Annotated in this window: 16 protein-coding genes; 8 read left to right on the top strand and 8 right to left on the bottom strand. The window is 40.7% G+C overall.

The features are described from left to right. Positions 1 to 11 precede the first annotated feature (11 nt). Genes lptB through kdsD form a run of 5 tightly spaced genes read right to left on the bottom strand, consistent with a single transcriptional unit; the run spans position 12 to position 3,443 of the window. Positions 12 to 737 carry an LPS export ABC transporter ATP-binding protein gene (lptB, locus tag P3L56_RS17515; protein ID WP_042846227.1) on the bottom strand — a complete coding sequence of 242 codons (726 nt, stop codon included), beginning with the start codon at positions 735 to 737 and terminating at the stop codon, positions 12 to 14. 5 nt (positions 738 to 742) lie between these two features. Then, positions 743 to 1,306 carry a lipopolysaccharide ABC transporter substrate-binding protein LptA gene (gene lptA / locus P3L56_RS17510; protein WP_042846225.1) on the bottom strand — a complete coding sequence of 188 codons (564 nt, stop codon included), beginning with the start codon at positions 1,304 to 1,306 and terminating at the stop codon, positions 743 to 745. Between the two features lies 1 nt (position 1,307). Further along, positions 1,308 to 1,883 (bottom strand): LPS export ABC transporter periplasmic protein LptC, encoded by a 576-nt coding sequence (gene lptC, locus P3L56_RS17505; RefSeq protein WP_042846223.1) that lies wholly within the window; start codon positions 1,881 to 1,883, stop codon positions 1,308 to 1,310. 16 nt (positions 1,884 to 1,899) lie between these two features. Next, positions 1,900 to 2,460, bottom strand: coding sequence for a 3-deoxy-manno-octulosonate-8-phosphatase KdsC (gene kdsC, locus P3L56_RS17500; RefSeq protein ID WP_042846222.1), 561 nt, complete (start codon positions 2,458 to 2,460; stop codon positions 1,900 to 1,902). Positions 2,461 to 2,474: 14 nt separating this feature from the next. Next, the gene (kdsD, locus tag P3L56_RS17495) at positions 2,475 to 3,443 is read right to left on the bottom strand and encodes an arabinose-5-phosphate isomerase KdsD (RefSeq protein ID WP_042846220.1); all 969 of its coding nucleotides are present in this window, start codon (positions 3,441 to 3,443) and stop codon (positions 2,475 to 2,477) included. A 477-nt stretch (positions 3,444 to 3,920) separates the two neighbouring features. Between kdsD and mlaF the strand changes: the two genes are divergently transcribed. The 7 genes from mlaF to murA all read left to right on the top strand — a co-directional run bounded on the left by mlaF (position 3,921) and on the right by murA (position 8,759). Further along, on the top strand, positions 3,921 to 4,724 hold the full coding sequence (mlaF, locus tag P3L56_RS17490) for a phospholipid ABC transporter ATP-binding protein MlaF (RefSeq protein ID WP_042846218.1): 804 nt from the start codon (positions 3,921 to 3,923) through the stop codon (positions 4,722 to 4,724). Between the two features lie 6 nt (positions 4,725 to 4,730). Next, a complete protein-coding gene (gene mlaE / locus P3L56_RS17485; RefSeq protein WP_042846216.1) occupies positions 4,731 to 5,513 on the top strand; it encodes a lipid asymmetry maintenance ABC transporter permease subunit MlaE in 783 nt (260 codons plus the stop codon). 3 nt (positions 5,514 to 5,516) lie between these two features. Further along, a complete protein-coding gene (gene mlaD, locus P3L56_RS17480; protein ID WP_042846214.1) occupies positions 5,517 to 6,014 on the top strand; it encodes an outer membrane lipid asymmetry maintenance protein MlaD in 498 nt (165 codons plus the stop codon). Positions 6,015 to 6,049: 35 nt separating this feature from the next. Then, entirely contained in the window at positions 6,050 to 6,679 is a 630-nt protein-coding gene (gene mlaC, locus P3L56_RS17475; protein ID WP_042846213.1) for a phospholipid-binding protein MlaC, read from the top strand. Position 6,680: 1 nt separating this feature from the next. After that, positions 6,681 to 6,971: a lipid asymmetry maintenance protein MlaB gene (mlaB, locus tag P3L56_RS17470; RefSeq protein ID WP_042846211.1), complete on the top strand. Its 291-nt coding sequence runs from the start codon at positions 6,681 to 6,683 to the stop codon at positions 6,969 to 6,971. 218 nt (positions 6,972 to 7,189) lie between these two features. Further along, a complete protein-coding gene (gene ibaG / locus P3L56_RS17465; protein ID WP_042846210.1) occupies positions 7,190 to 7,444 on the top strand; it encodes a BolA family iron metabolism protein IbaG in 255 nt (84 codons plus the stop codon). Positions 7,445 to 7,496: 52 nt separating this feature from the next. Further along, entirely contained in the window at positions 7,497 to 8,759 is a 1,263-nt protein-coding gene (gene murA, locus P3L56_RS17460) for a UDP-N-acetylglucosamine 1-carboxyvinyltransferase (RefSeq protein WP_042846209.1), read from the top strand. Between the two features lie 107 nt (positions 8,760 to 8,866). Here murA and degS read toward each other — a convergent pair whose 3' ends face one another. From degS to zapG, 3 genes are all read right to left on the bottom strand, one after another. Beyond that, the gene (degS, locus tag P3L56_RS17455; protein WP_042846208.1) at positions 8,867 to 9,931 is read right to left on the bottom strand and encodes an outer membrane-stress sensor serine endopeptidase DegS; all 1,065 of its coding nucleotides are present in this window, start codon (positions 9,929 to 9,931) and stop codon (positions 8,867 to 8,869) included. Between the two features lie 116 nt (positions 9,932 to 10,047). Then, complete coding sequence (locus P3L56_RS17450) at positions 10,048 to 11,442, bottom strand: Do family serine endopeptidase (protein ID WP_042846207.1); 1,395 nt, start codon at positions 11,440 to 11,442, stop codon at positions 10,048 to 10,050. A 373-nt stretch (positions 11,443 to 11,815) separates the two neighbouring features. Continuing rightward, the gene (zapG, locus tag P3L56_RS17445; protein WP_042846206.1) at positions 11,816 to 12,220 is read right to left on the bottom strand and encodes a Z-ring associated protein ZapG; all 405 of its coding nucleotides are present in this window, start codon (positions 12,218 to 12,220) and stop codon (positions 11,816 to 11,818) included. A 341-nt stretch (positions 12,221 to 12,561) separates the two neighbouring features. On the opposite strand from zapG, the gene zapE reads away from it, so the two are divergent. Then, the gene (gene zapE, locus P3L56_RS17440; RefSeq protein ID WP_198860916.1) at positions 12,562 to 13,692 is read left to right on the top strand and encodes a cell division protein ZapE; all 1,131 of its coding nucleotides are present in this window, start codon (positions 12,562 to 12,564) and stop codon (positions 13,690 to 13,692) included. Positions 13,693 to 13,916: the final 224 nt, after the last annotated feature.

Here is a 13,916-nt window from a genome sequence, read left to right as displayed (position 1 = left end):
TGACACGTAATTTATAACCGGAAACCTTCACCTAAGTATACCCGTTTCACTTGTTCATTTTCTAAGATCATGGTTGGCGTACCATGAGCAATCAGGTGCCCTTGGCTCACAATGTAAGCTCTTTCGCAGACATCTAATGTTTCGCGTACGTTATGGTCTGTAATTAGAACGCCAAGGCCATAATCCCTTAAGTGCTGAATAATCTTTTTGATATCGAGCACTGAAATTGGGTCAACCCCAGCGAAGGGCTCATCTAATAAAATAAATTTGGGGTTCGCTGCCAGTGCACGCGCTATTTCTACACGACGGCGCTCACCTCCTGATAGAGACTGCCCTAGGCTGTCACGAAGATGGGTGATACTGAATTCTTCCATCAGTTCTTCAGCTCGCTGTTTACGTTGCTGTGAATTCAAATCTTCGCGGATCTCTAATACAGCCATCAGGTTATCATAAACGCTTAGGCGACGGAAAATAGAGGCTTCCTGAGGAAGGTAGCCAATACCGCGACGCGCACGTTCATGTAGCGGTAGGAGGCTGATGTCTTCGCCATCAATCAAAATTTTGCCTGCATCCCGCTGAACAATGCCGACCACCATATAAAAGGTTGTTGTTTTACCAGCACCATTTGGCCCTAGTAAGCCAACAATTTCGCCTGATTTAACTTCAAGGCTTACATCTTCAACAACCTTGCGTTTTTTATAGGCTTTTGCCAGATTTTCCGCGGTTAGTGTCGCCATAACGATTATTTACTCTTACTCGTAGTTGCTGATGAATTTTTCGCCGCTGGGCCTTTTTCTTGCAATTGTGCTGGGAGTAACACGGTTGTTACGCGTTTGCCCTTATCACTAAATGCTTCCATTTGTTGCGTCGGCACCAAATAGGTGATTTTATCACCTTGGATATTGCTATCTAATTGCTCGAGGTATGCATTACCCGTTAGTGTAACGAGCTGCTTATCAACCTCATAGCGTGCCTTACTTGCATGCCCTTTAATTGGTTTACCATCATCTTGTAATTGATAAAACGTGACTGGGCTACCAAACGCTTCAACAATTATTTTATCAGAGTCACTGCTTGGACGAGTCACAACCACTTTATTGGCTCGAATATCAATTGAGCCTTGTTTAATGATCACGTCATCTGTAAAGGTGGTGACGTTTTTTTCTAAATCAAGAGATTGTTTGACCGAATTAATCGTCATTGGCTGCTGTGTATCGCTTTTCAGTGCTACCGCAGGTAGGCTAAGAGCTAACATTGCACTGGCAACAGCCCCTTGAATAAAACGCTTCTTAGTTACTTGATTCATTTTAATGCTCTTCTGGTTGTAACACATAATGAGTTTTTACATCTTCGATTAATTCAGCCGTTCTTGTACGGAGGTTCCCCTTCATTTTCAAGCCCGTTGAATTTAGACCGTGTCCAATAATGGTCACTTTATCGTCAGATGAAACGTCTTGTGTTGTCAAATTGACAACTGCACTTTCAGTTGTAATTCGTTGGATCTGTGACTCTTTAGTTAAGCTATCGACCTGAACATCACTATATAGATAGAGAATTCTATCGTTTGTTAATCTGGCTTTGAAGGCTTTGACCGTCCATGTAGGCTGACCTGCCTCGTTATAAGTGGTTAAAACAGGTTTTGAAAACCAAGTGATTTTCCCTTCAGTGTAGTTATCTATTTTATCTGATACGAGCTTATAAGCTAAATTTCCCGCTGGATTATAGACAAAAGTCACCGAATCATCAGTTTGATAATTAGGTTGCCCATCATTAATTACTTTATCCTCTGGGTTAATAGCATCATTACCGGCTAAGTTCCAGCCAATAAGCCCTAATGCAATCAAGGATAAAATAATGATTAACCACTTCTTCGCATTGCTCATGAATTTAATCTATTCGTTATATTGATAAACCTTTCGCTTCTTCCAATTTACCTTGAGAAAGAAGAATAAGGTCACAAAGTTCGCGGACTGCACCTTTGCCACCACCAAGTCGGGTGATGTAATCAGCTTTTGGCAGTAACAACGGATGTGCATCCGCTACGGCGACAGATAAGCCTACTTTTGCCATAACTGGCCAGTCGATCAGATCGTCCCCAATATAAGCTATTTGTTCATCTGATAGTTGTAGTGTATCTAACAGTTGCTGATACGCCAAAAGCTTATCGCTTTGCCCTTGGTAAAGATATGTAATGCCTAGTGTTTGTGCTCTATCTTCAAGGAGTTTGGCTTTTCTACCTGTGATAATGGCAACTTCAATATTTGATGTTAATAGGCAGCGGATACCATAGCCATCACGAACATTAAAAGCTTTAAGCTCTTCGCCATTATTTCCCATATAAATCAAACCATCAGACATTACACCATCCACATCGCAGATCAGTAATTTCACTTTTGCTGCTTTTGTGAGTATGGCGTTGGCAACAGGGCCATAGCAGGTTTCTATATTTCCCGAACTCATTGTATTTCCTTATGTTATACAACACCCGCTTGAAGCAAATCATGCATATGTAGCACACCCACTAATTGATTACCATCGGCAACTAATAAAGATGTAACATGTTTAGATTGCATTAAATTAAGGGCTTCAACAGCCAACAGATTTGGAGAAACGCGGATACCTCCAGGGGTCATCAAGTCGGCAATTTTAGCATTATTTAAGTCAATACCCATATCAAATATACGGCGTAAATCCCCATCAGTGAAAATGCCTTCAATATTCATGTTGTCATCACAAATAACGGTCATTCCAAGTTTTTTGCGTGTAATTTCGACTAAAGCCTCACGCAAAGACGCGCTTTTAGGAATATGGGGGATATCATCACCCGTATTCATTAAATCACGAACTAAGAGTAAAAGTTTGCGCCCTAGTGCGCCGCCTGGGTGAGAAAGTGCAAAGTCATTAGCTGTAAAACCTCGAGCGGTTAACAAGGCTATCGCGAGTGCATCACCCATGACCAGTGTTGCAGTCGTACTCGTGGTTGGTGCAAGTCCTAGAGGGCACGCTTCTTGTGGCACTTTTATACACAAATGGACATCAGCATATTTCCCCATATTACTATCAGGGTTGTTGGTCATACAGATTAAGGGAACCTTAATTCTTTTTAAAACAGGAAGTAAAGCTAAAATCTCCCCTGATTCACCGGAGTTGGAAATAGCTAACACGACATCTTTATGGGTAATCATCCCGAGGTCACCATGGCTGGCCTCTCCGGGGTGAACAAAAAACGAAGGTGTCCCTGTACTTGCGAGTGTAGCGGCAATTTTACGGCCAATATGCCCCGATTTTCCCATCCCCATAACGACGACTTTCCCTTCACAGCCAAAAATAAGCTGGCAAGCGCGGTCAAAGTCTGTATTGATGTATTGCTCAAGGTTTTTTATACCTTCGTGTTCGATATGGAGAACTTCTTTACCTACTTTCTGAAAATCGAAGTTTGACATTTCTAGTTCCATGCGTAGCTTTTAAGTTAATCGGATAAGCGGAATTAAATTGTATAACGAATACTTAGTATCAGTAAGTATTTTGTCTGTTAAGCTATCTTTAAGGATAGTTTTGCGTCTAATTGTTATTTCATTGCGAGACGATGTTTAATTGGTATGTAAAGTGAGATCCCATAGCATCTTGGACCAAAAAAACATGGGTAAATTCGCGTATTCTTAAGTACAATAAATTACGGAATTCTAAGAGCTGTCTGCTGTTTTTACTGATAATTTTTACTGATTATAAGTAAATACTATTGTTTATAGCCTGTTTCATTTATATAAATATACAGTTGTAACACTAAAAGTCACATTTTCGACGCTATAATACTATAAATTCTATTTGGTTGTGATATTTGACGATTTTCAGTTTATCTTTCGGTAACATCTGAACGGATAAAAAATATTCAAGCACGATGTATAACGAGTTATTTAACAATGCAAGCACAGACAGACAACTTAATTGAAGTTCGGAACATGTCCTTTACTCGAGGAAGTCGGAAAATATTTGAAAATATTAACCTAACAGTTCCTCGTGGGAAAATTACGGCGATTATGGGGCCATCAGGGATCGGTAAAACCACACTGCTGCGCTTGATTGGTGGTCAATTAAGACCAAATGAAGGTGAAATTTGGTTTGATGGTGACAACATTCCTAGTTTGTCACGTTCAAAGCTGTACCAATCACGTAAAAAAATGAGCATGTTATTCCAGTCAGGTGCTTTATTTACGGATATGGACGTATTTAATAACGTCGCTTTTCCACTGCGTGAACATACTAATTTATCGGAATCTTTGATTCATACTACGGTAATGATGAAATTAGAAGCCGTCGGGTTACGTGGCGCAGCAAAGCTAATGCCGTCTGAGTTATCTGGTGGTATGGCGCGACGTGCGGCTTTAGCTCGGGCAATTGCTCTTGATCCTGATTTAATTATGTTTGATGAACCTTTTGTGGGGCAAGATCCGATAACAATGGGGGTTTTAGTCAAACTGATCGATGAGCTTAATCAAGCACTTGGGGTAACATGTGTCGTTGTATCCCATGATGTTCCAGAAGTGTTGAGCATCGCTGATAAAGCATATATTGTTGCGCAGCAGCATGTTATTGCACATGGCTCAGGGGATGAATTACGTGAAAATCGAGATCCCCGTGTGCGGCAATTCCTTGATGGTATTGCCGATGGTCCGGTACCATTCCGTTTTCCCGCCAATGATTATCTGGCTGATTTATTAGGGTAAAATAAGATGATAATAAAGGCGATCGCAGCCTTCGGACGCCGATGGATTGATATTTTTTCTGCGTTTGGTCGAGCTGGTTATATGCTGTTTCGCGCTTTACTTGGCAAACCAGAGTTTCGTAAACAGTGGCCATTATTGATGAAACAATTGTATGCCATTGGCGTACAGTCTTTACTGATAGTTGCTGTTTCAGGTTTGTTTATTGGAATGGTTCTTGGGTTACAAGGTTACCTTGTCCTGACAACATTTAGTGCAGAGGCAAGCTTAGGGATGATGGTGGCGCTTTCCCTATTACGTGAACTTGGTCCTGTTGTGACAGCTCTATTATTTGCTGGGCGGGCAGGGTCAGCATTAACGGCCGAAATTGGTCTAATGAAAGCAACTGAACAAATCTCTAGCCTTGAAATGATGGCAGTTGACCCTTTAAGGCGAGTCATTGCTCCGCGTTTTTGGGCTGGTTTTATTAGTATGCCATTGTTATCACTGATTTTTGTTGCTGTCGGTATCTTAGGCGGCGCATTGGTTGGTGTTGATTGGAAGGGTATCGATGAAGGTTTTTTCTGGGCGTCAATGCAATCCTCAATTGATTGGCGGCTAGATTTGGTTAACTGTGTGATTAAAAGCTTAGTTTTTGCTTTAACAGTAACTTGGATAGCGCTATTTAATGGCTATGATGCAATCCCCACTTCTGAAGGGATAAGTCAAGCAACAACACGAACCGTTGTGCATGCATCATTGTCTGTTTTAGGACTGGATTTCGTACTTACCGCACTGATGTTTGGGAACTAAGTCATGCAAAGTAAAAAAAGTGAAATATGGGTGGGTTGTTTTATGTTGCTGGCGATAGCCGCAATCATTTTTTTGTGTTTAAAAGTTGCTGATTTGAAGTCGATTGGGAGCCAATCTACCTACCAAATCTCTGCCTCTTTTGAAAACATTGGAGGTTTAAAAGAAGGCTCACCAATTAAAGTCGGTGGGGTGGTTATTGGTCGAGTTGCCAGTATCACTTTAGACAAAAAAAACTATATTCCCGAAGTTAAAATTGATTTATTGAGCGAGTACGACAATATTCCTGACTCTAGCTCACTTTCAATTCGTACTTCTGGGTTACTAGGGGAGCAATATATCGCAATGAATATTGGCCCAGATGATGAAGAGTTAGGTATTGCAATATTGAAAAATGGCGGGCGTCTAGAAGACACTAAGCCTGCCATGGTGCTAGAGGATCTCATCGGACAGTTCTTGTATAAGAGTGGTGATAGTCAAGGTACAGAGCCAGCGACAGAGTAATTTGAAGCTCTCTTTGAATAGTAAAGGAATTAATTATGTTTAAACGTTTAATGATGGTTGCCATGCTTGTTATTGCTCCATTTGCTATGGCGGTAGACCAAACCAACCCTTATAAATTAATGGATGAAGCGGCAGCGAAAACTTTTAATCGATTAAAAGCAGAACAGCCGAAAATTAAGCAAGATCCTGAGTATTTAAGAACGATTGTTCGTGAAGAGCTTTTGCCTTATGTTCAAATTAAATATGCGGGCGCTTTAGTGTTAGGCACCTACTATAAAGGTGCAACCCCAGCGCAGCGTGAAGCTTACTTCAAAGCATTCGAAGCTTATCTAGAACAGGTTTATGGCCAGGCATTAGCGATGTATCATGGGCAAACTTATCAGATTGCACCAGAGCAACCTATCGGGGATAAAAACATTGTTGCTATCCGTGTAACAATCGTTGACACCAATGGTCGCCCACCTGTACGTCTAGATTTCCAATGGCGTAAAAATAGTAAAACAGGTTACTGGCAAGCGTACGACATGATTGCAGAAGGCGTGAGCATGATCACCACCAAACAAAATGAATGGGGTGATATTTTACGTAAGCAAGGCGTTGATGGCCTAACAAAACAGTTAGAAGCTAGCGCAAAAGCCCCGATTACTTTAGAAGAGAAAAAGTAATATGAGCCACCCGTTAGCATGGGAACAAACAGAAATGACATTGCATCTAACGGGGACGTTAGACCGCGATTCTTTAATGGTGTTTTGGGATAAAAAGACGGTATTACTAGAAAGCATAGGTAATATCAATGTATCCGGTTTAACACATGTTGACTCTGCAGGTCTTGCGATGCTAGTTCGTTTAAAAGGCGAGTTCCAAGCTAAGAACCGCTCGCTGAGTATTACTGGTATTAGTGAGAACTTGAAAACATTGATTGAACTATATGGGGTTCAAACGGTGATTGCGAGTTAGGTTAAATGTCCTAAACTAAGTCAAGTTATGTAAAAATAAGCGCCTCTATGTGCTTTTCAGCTCGAGAGGCGTTTTCTTTGGTTTAAGTGTTAAGCTTAATCCTTTAGGATAGGGTCTTGCCTTGACTGCTCCGATTACGATGTTTTGATATAGGCAACGAAACATGGTGAGTTAGGGTAATATTATAAATCACAAATAATTAATAAAATTGAGTCATTATGGATACCAACGAAATTAAGCAAGTATTGATGGATAAGCTGTCTCTGGATGAGGCTATTGTTACTGGTGATGGCAGCCACTTTCAGGTTATTGCCGTCGGTGACATGTTTGACGGCATGAGCCGTGTTAAGCAACAGCAAGCAATTTATGCGCCTTTGATGGAGTATATTGCGGATAACCGCATTCATGCTTTATCAATTAAAGCGTACACCCCTGCGCAATGGGAGCGCGATCGTAAACTTAGTGGTCTTTGATTTCAAAGCCTAAGCGAACAGCCTGTAAAATTCGACATACGAGAACACTTGAATGGATAAGTTTTTAGTTAAAGGGCCAACCCGGTTAGAGGGTGAGGTGACTATATCTGGCGCAAAAAATGCGGCATTACCAATCTTGTTCGCTGCTTTATTGGCTGAAGAGCCAGTAGAAATTCAGAATGTCCCTCATTTAAGGGACATTGATACCACCATTAAATTACTGAATCAGCTTGGTACGAAAGTTAAGCGTAATGGTTCTGTGTATGTCGATGCCAGCACTGTGACAACTTATTGTGCACCTTATGATTTGGTTAAAACGATGCGTGCTTCTATTTGGGCATTGGCACCATTAGTCGCGCGTTTTGGTCATGGTGAAGTTTCTTTACCAGGTGGTTGTGCTATCGGTGCGCGCCCTGTTGATTTACATATCTCTGGTTTAGAACAATTAGGCGCAAATATTGTTCTAGAAGATGGTTATGTAAAAGCAACAGTAGACGGCCGTTTGAAAGGCGCATGCATTGTGATGGACAAAGTCAGTGTGGGTGCGACTGTTTCTATTATGACAGCAGCAACGTTGGCTGAAGGTACGACAACGATTGAAAATGCGGCTCGTGAGCCAGAAATTGAAGATACTGCTAATTTCCTTAATACCCTTGGTGCCAAAATTACAGGTGCAGGTACTGACCGTATTGTGATTGAGGGGGTTAAGCGCTTAGGTGGCGGTGTCTACCAAGTTCTACCTGATCGTATCGAAACAGGGACATTTTTAATCGCCGCCGCAGTTTCTCGTGGGAAAGTGATTTGTCGTAATGCACGCCCAGATACACTTGATGCTGTATTAGCTAAATTACGTGAAGCTGGTGCGAAAATCGAATTAGGGGATGACTGGATTAGCTTAGATATGGAAGGTAAACGCCCGAAAGCAGTTACTTTACGTACAGCACCACACCCAGGTTTCCCAACGGATATGCAGGCACAATTTAGTTTGCTCAACCTTGTTGCTGATGGTGCAGGGATGATCACCGAAACGATTTTTGAAAACCGTTTCATGCATATTCCAGAGTTGATCCGAATGGGCGCTCATGCTGAAATTGAAAGTAATACTGTGTTGTGTCATGGCGTTGAAAAACTGACCAGCGCCCAAGTGATGGCAACAGATTTACGCGCTTCAGCAAGTTTAGTTATTGCGGGTTGTATAGCCGAGGGGACTACGACGGTTGACCGTATCTACCATATTGACCGCGGCTATGAGCACATTGAAGATAAATTACGTGGTTTAGGTGCCGATATTCAGCGAGTACATTCTGACGATTAGTCATATTGTTAGCACAGGTCGGTAGTAAACCTATTGACTTAGTTAAACCCAAAAAAGGTTGTTCTTCGAATGGAACAACCTTTTTTATTACAAAGAGAATGAATAAATTAACCCGCTTGGCCTTCAGGGATTTCCTCAATAATAACATCAATATTTTTGACTTCGCCATCCCGTAATATTTGTACTGCGGCTTTACTTCCGGGGCGAATTTCAGCCACTAAATCCATGGTTTCTGCCGCCGAAATGGCAGGCTTACCATCAACGGATAAAACAATATCACCTTGCAAAATCCCCGCTTTGGCGGCAGGCCCATTCGGAGCCACTTGGAAAACACGTAAACCTTGTATTTGATTGATATTATTATTGTTTGACCTAATTTGTGGTAGTTCGCGGGCGGTGATCCCAATGTAACCACGGATCACCCGACCATCACGGATTAGTTTATCCATGATTTTAGTCGCTAGTGCCGTTGGAATAGCAAAACTTAGCCCTTCAGAGCTAATACCTTGGCCTGCGGTAAATGAAAGCGTGTTAATACCAACTAATTCCCCTTCAGTATTGATTAATGCACCACCTGAGTTACCTGAATTAATTGAAGCATCAGTTTGTAGGAAGTTTTGTCGGCGTGTTGAGCTTAGCCCTACACGGCCAGTTGCGCTAATAATACCTTGGGTGACGGTTTGACCAATATTATAGGGGTTACCAATAGCAAGAACGACGTCACCAACATGGGTAACACGCTTGGTGTTAATGGGGATTACAGGCAGGTTGTCTGCGTCTATCTTAAGCACTGCGAGGTCAGTTAATGAATCCGAACCGACTAACAAGGCATCAAAGATAGCGCCATCTTGTAAGGCTACAAGGATTTGGTCTGGGTTATCAACAACATGTTTATTCGTAATGATATAGCCATTTGGGCTCATGATTACGCCAGAACCGAGAGATTTTAGTTCACGACCAGATTGGGAAAAACTGCCCTTGGAACTACTATACACATACACTACAGCTGGAGCCGCACGGCGCACAGCTTTATTATAACTGACGGGTTCGCTATTTGTTTTACCATACAGTAAGTCAGCTAAGCCTTGAGGACGCAACGAAGGAACCGCAACGATAATAATCAATGCAGTTAACAGGCCAAGCATGACGGATAAAGTTAGCTTCTTAACCATAAAATATCGAACATTCAGTTATTTTTTCAACGTACCCTTGAGCATAACATAAAAAAACAGGCACAGCAGAGTGATACTGTACCTGTTTTATTGATTTTAAGATGGAGTTTAATAAATTAATTTTTCATTAATAGATACAAGGTTTCCCCATCACGCAATACTTTCATTGCTAGCACTGGTGGCTTACCGTCAATAATTTTACGGAATTGGTCAATGGTCTCCACACGTGAGTCATTGACACCAAAGATTAAGTCACCTTTCATTAGGCCAATTGCAGCCGCAGGTGATTTTGGAGCCACGCTATCTACTTGGACACCTTTGGTATTACTGATAATTGCATTAGAAATAGTTGCACCTAATAAGGATTCACTTAGTTTTTCTGCTTTAGTTGCCGTACCTTCATCGTTCTCTAATACCACTTTGACATCAATTGGTTTACCAGAGCGGATTAAGCCAATGGTAATTTCTTTACCTATTTGGCTAGTACCAATTTTAGCTCTCAACTCAGCGAAACTGTTAATACGTTTACCATCAACTGAGACTAAGACGTCACCAGATTTAATACCCGCTTTAGCAGCAGATGATTTAGGAATAACTTCACTTACAAAGGCACCGCGTTGTGCATCAATGTTAAATGCTTTTGCGATATCGGAGTTCATCTCCGTACCTTTAATTCCTAAAATACCGCGTTTAACTTCCCCATGTTTAATCAGTTGTTCACTTAGGTTTTTAGCCATATTACTTGGGATAGCAAAACCGATACCGATATTACCGCCACCAGGGGCTAATATTGCAGTATTAATACCGATTAGCTCACCATTTAGGTTAACTAATGCACCACCTGAGTTACCACGGTTAATTGAGGCATCTGTTTGGATAAAGTTTTCCAAACCTTCAAGATTTAATCCACTACGACCTAATGCTGAGATAATCCCTGAAGTTGCCGTTTGGCCTAACCCAAATGGGTTACCAACTGCGACAGCAAAATCACCAACACGTAGTTTATCTGAATCTGCAATGCTAACAGCCGTTAAGTTTTTAATATCTTTGTTATTCGTGATTTTCAGTAATGCGATATCTGTTTGTGGGTCTTTACCAATCAATTTTACCGCGATTTCACGGCCATCATTTAATTGGATTTGAATTTTGTCCGCACCATCAATTACATGGTTATTAGTTAAAATATACCCTTGTTCTGCATCAATAATTACACCGGAACCAAGCCCTTCAAATGGGCGCACGCTTTGTTGTTGTGATGGAACATTTGGGCCAAAAAAGAATTTTAGCTCTTCAGGGATTTGTTGATTTTGTACACGAGTCCCTGATACATGAATATTGACCACTGCGGGTAATACTTTTTCAAGCATTGGGGCTAGGCTTGGTAAATTTTGACTTTGTGCTGTTACGGGTAATGAAGCGGGTAATGCTGCACTGCTAACGGCAGGAATAGCGGCTAATGATAACCCTAGGCTCATTGCTACAGCGGTAAGAAAAAAGTTTTTTCTTTTCATAATTTAGTCGATTCTCTCAAAAATAATTATCAATTCACTGTGGATACATTTTTGGGAGTAACACAATGAGTTGAGATATTGGTTGGTATCAGATTCAATTTTACTGAAGACTATGACTATAGATTATGCGCAAAAGTTCCCTTTACGGGTAGCGAATATCCATTCTTTTACATCTATTTACATGCAACTTAAGTGAAACTTTAACTTCTATACAGTTGCTAAATAAATCATTAAGTTACATTTAGATGGAAATTTTGTTCAGATTTATTAAATGAGTATTTAAAAGCAGAAGATACAGGTGGAATAATAAAATTCAGTGAATGTTATAAGGAATCACCAGTAAGTGGCACTTACTGGTGATAAATGAAGAAAATTACTTTTCTTTCTCTTCAAGAGGGCGGAACAAGCCTGATGCGCCATCAGAGTAATCTCTTGGTGGCATTTTAACTGGTGCTTGGTCGTTATCTGCCTCAGACTCCGTTAAGCGATAGTTAAATGGGTTATCTTGTGCAGGCATATCAGGCATCAATTCAGACGAACTTTGTGCCATGTGTTGATACAGTTGACGGTAGTCACGCGCCATTTTATCCAATAGTTCTGCGCTGCGAGCAAAATGGCTAACAAGCTCTTTACGGTACTCTTCAAGTTCAGTGCTTTTTTTGTCTAACTCAGCTTGCGCTGTTTTTTGTTGGCGAAGTTTTGGGTTACCATAACGGACAACTAGTGCGCCGATGATAAAACCAACAATTAATCCTATTAATGCATACTCCCAGGTCATGCTGACTCCTTCATTACTTCAATGTTCACAGATTCAATGTTCGCAGAAATTAAGTGTCGTTACCGTTACTATACCTTAAATAATTCAAGTTGCATGTAAGCGTCAAGTAAAGCATTTCAACATATTGTAATTTGACAATTAAGTGATGAGAAAACCCACAAAACTTGAACTAGCTAAACTAAAGTTATTCAGAACTTAAAGGTAGAATCTTAAGTTGAATTTCCTTACTCTATATCGATTCGTTAACCGAAAGTTAAATGATAACTGAATCTGGTTATAATAAAGGCAGTGTATATCAAATAACGGTAAAAAAACCGAAATTTTTAAGGATTATTCAGTTAATGTCACCAATGAGCCCTACAATGCGTTATCAACAAGCGTTAGCTGATGGGAATTATCAGCCTGATGACGTACAAAAGCTTGCTGTCGAACGCCTAGATAAAATTTATCAGAACCTCGTTAATGCACCTTCAATTGTTCCTAGTGAAAAACCTTCTGGTTTAAAGCAACGTTTTAGCCGCTTATTAGGCAAAGCTCCGGCTACATCGATAGTGCCTGTACAAGGGTTATATATGTGGGGGGGAGTGGGTCGTGGAAAAACATGGCTAATGGATATGTTTTACGAAAGTTTACCAGGAACACGTAAACTTCGTTTGCATTTTCATCGTTTTATGAAAAAAGTACAAGAAGATTTAATGGCGTTACAGGGGCAAGAAAACCCGTTAGATATTATTGCCGATGAATTTAAAAAACACACTGACGTGTTGTGCTTTGATGAGTTTTTTGTCTCTGATATTACTGATGCAATGATTTTAGGTACTTTACTTGAGGGGTTATTTGCTCGGGGTATAACGTTAGTGGCTACCTCGAATATTATTCCTGATGATTTGTATCGTAATGGTTTGCAGCGTGCTCGTTTTTTACCTGCGATCGAGCAAATTAAAAAGTATTGCGATGTAATGAACGTCGATGCAGGGATTGACTATCGCTTACGGACTCTAACTCAAGCTCACCTATTCTTGTCGCCAATTAATAGTGAAAATCGTCAACATTTGGATGACGTTTTTGTTAAATTGGCCGGGAAGCAAGGTGAACAATCACCGGTGTTAGAAGTTAATCACCGCAAAATGCAGGCGATCCGTACCGCGGAAGGGGTTTTAGCAATAGAGTTTAAGGTGCTTTGCGAAGAGCCTCGTAGCCAAAACGACTATATCTATTTATCGAACTGTTACCATACTATCTTGTTATATAATGTACCCGCCATGGGTACGAACGATGAAAACTCCGCTCGCAGGTTTTTGGCCTTAATTGATGAGTTTTATGAGCGTAAAGTTAAATTAATTATTAATGCAGCAGTACCGATGGAATCGCTTTATCAAGGGCAATTACTGGCGTTTGAATACCAACGTTGTTTGTCCCGTTTACAAGAAATGCAAAGTGAAGAATACCTTAAAATTCCACATTTGGCTTAAGTAGACAAACCCTTAAGTCGATAAACCATTGGTATTTTATCGAGCAAACGCCTTGGAATGCACAATTTAAGTACAAATTAGGGTGTTTATTCGAATAAACGTAAAAAAAATGCATTTGGGGTCGATTTTTGTTGCTGACTTCTCTATAATCTTGCGACCCCACGTTACAGCATTGTTTTTTATTTCCCAAAAAATAATGCATTAATGCCAGTTAGGCTGCTCGA

It is taken from the genome of Providencia sp. PROV024 (assembly GCF_032709665.1).
Classification (GTDB): domain Bacteria; phylum Pseudomonadota; class Gammaproteobacteria; order Enterobacterales; family Enterobacteriaceae; genus Providencia; species Providencia huashanensis.
This window is presented reverse-complemented; position numbering and strand designations above follow the sequence as displayed.

Bases quoted from the DNA above. Each gene is read 5' to 3' on its own strand.
- murA (WP_042846209.1), top strand. From the start codon at position 7,497: ATGGATAAGTTTTTAGTTAAAGGGCCAACCCGGTTAGAGGGTGAGGTG.
- mlaD (WP_042846214.1), top strand. From the start codon at position 5,517: ATGCAAAGTAAAAAAAGTGAAATATGGGTGGGTTGTTTTATGTTGCTG.
- lptA (WP_042846225.1), bottom strand. From the start codon at position 1,306: ATGAATCAAGTAACTAAGAAGCGTTTTATTCAAGGGGCTGTTGCCAGT.
- P3L56_RS17450 (WP_042846207.1), bottom strand. From the start codon at position 11,442: ATGAAAAGAAAAAACTTTTTTCTTACCGCTGTAGCAATGAGCCTAGGG.
- mlaF (WP_042846218.1), top strand. From the start codon at position 3,921: ATGCAAGCACAGACAGACAACTTAATTGAAGTTCGGAACATGTCCTTT.
- lptB (WP_042846227.1), bottom strand. From the start codon at position 737: ATGGCGACACTAACCGCGGAAAATCTGGCAAAAGCCTATAAAAAACGC.
- mlaE (WP_042846216.1), top strand. From the start codon at position 4,731: ATGATAATAAAGGCGATCGCAGCCTTCGGACGCCGATGGATTGATATT.
- lptC (WP_042846223.1), bottom strand. From the start codon at position 1,883: ATGAGCAATGCGAAGAAGTGGTTAATCATTATTTTATCCTTGATTGCA.
- kdsD (WP_042846220.1), bottom strand. From the start codon at position 3,443: ATGTCAAACTTCGATTTTCAGAAAGTAGGTAAAGAAGTTCTCCATATC.
- zapE (WP_198860916.1), top strand. From the start codon at position 12,562: ATGTCACCAATGAGCCCTACAATGCGTTATCAACAAGCGTTAGCTGAT.
- degS (WP_042846208.1), bottom strand. From the start codon at position 9,931: ATGGTTAAGAAGCTAACTTTATCCGTCATGCTTGGCCTGTTAACTGCA.
- ibaG (WP_042846210.1), top strand. From the start codon at position 7,190: ATGGATACCAACGAAATTAAGCAAGTATTGATGGATAAGCTGTCTCTG.
- kdsC (WP_042846222.1), bottom strand. From the start codon at position 2,460: ATGAGTTCGGGAAATATAGAAACCTGCTATGGCCCTGTTGCCAACGCC.
- mlaC (WP_042846213.1), top strand. From the start codon at position 6,050: ATGTTTAAACGTTTAATGATGGTTGCCATGCTTGTTATTGCTCCATTT.
- mlaB (WP_042846211.1), top strand. From the start codon at position 6,681: ATGAGCCACCCGTTAGCATGGGAACAAACAGAAATGACATTGCATCTA.
- zapG (WP_042846206.1), bottom strand. From the start codon at position 12,220: ATGACCTGGGAGTATGCATTAATAGGATTAATTGTTGGTTTTATCATC.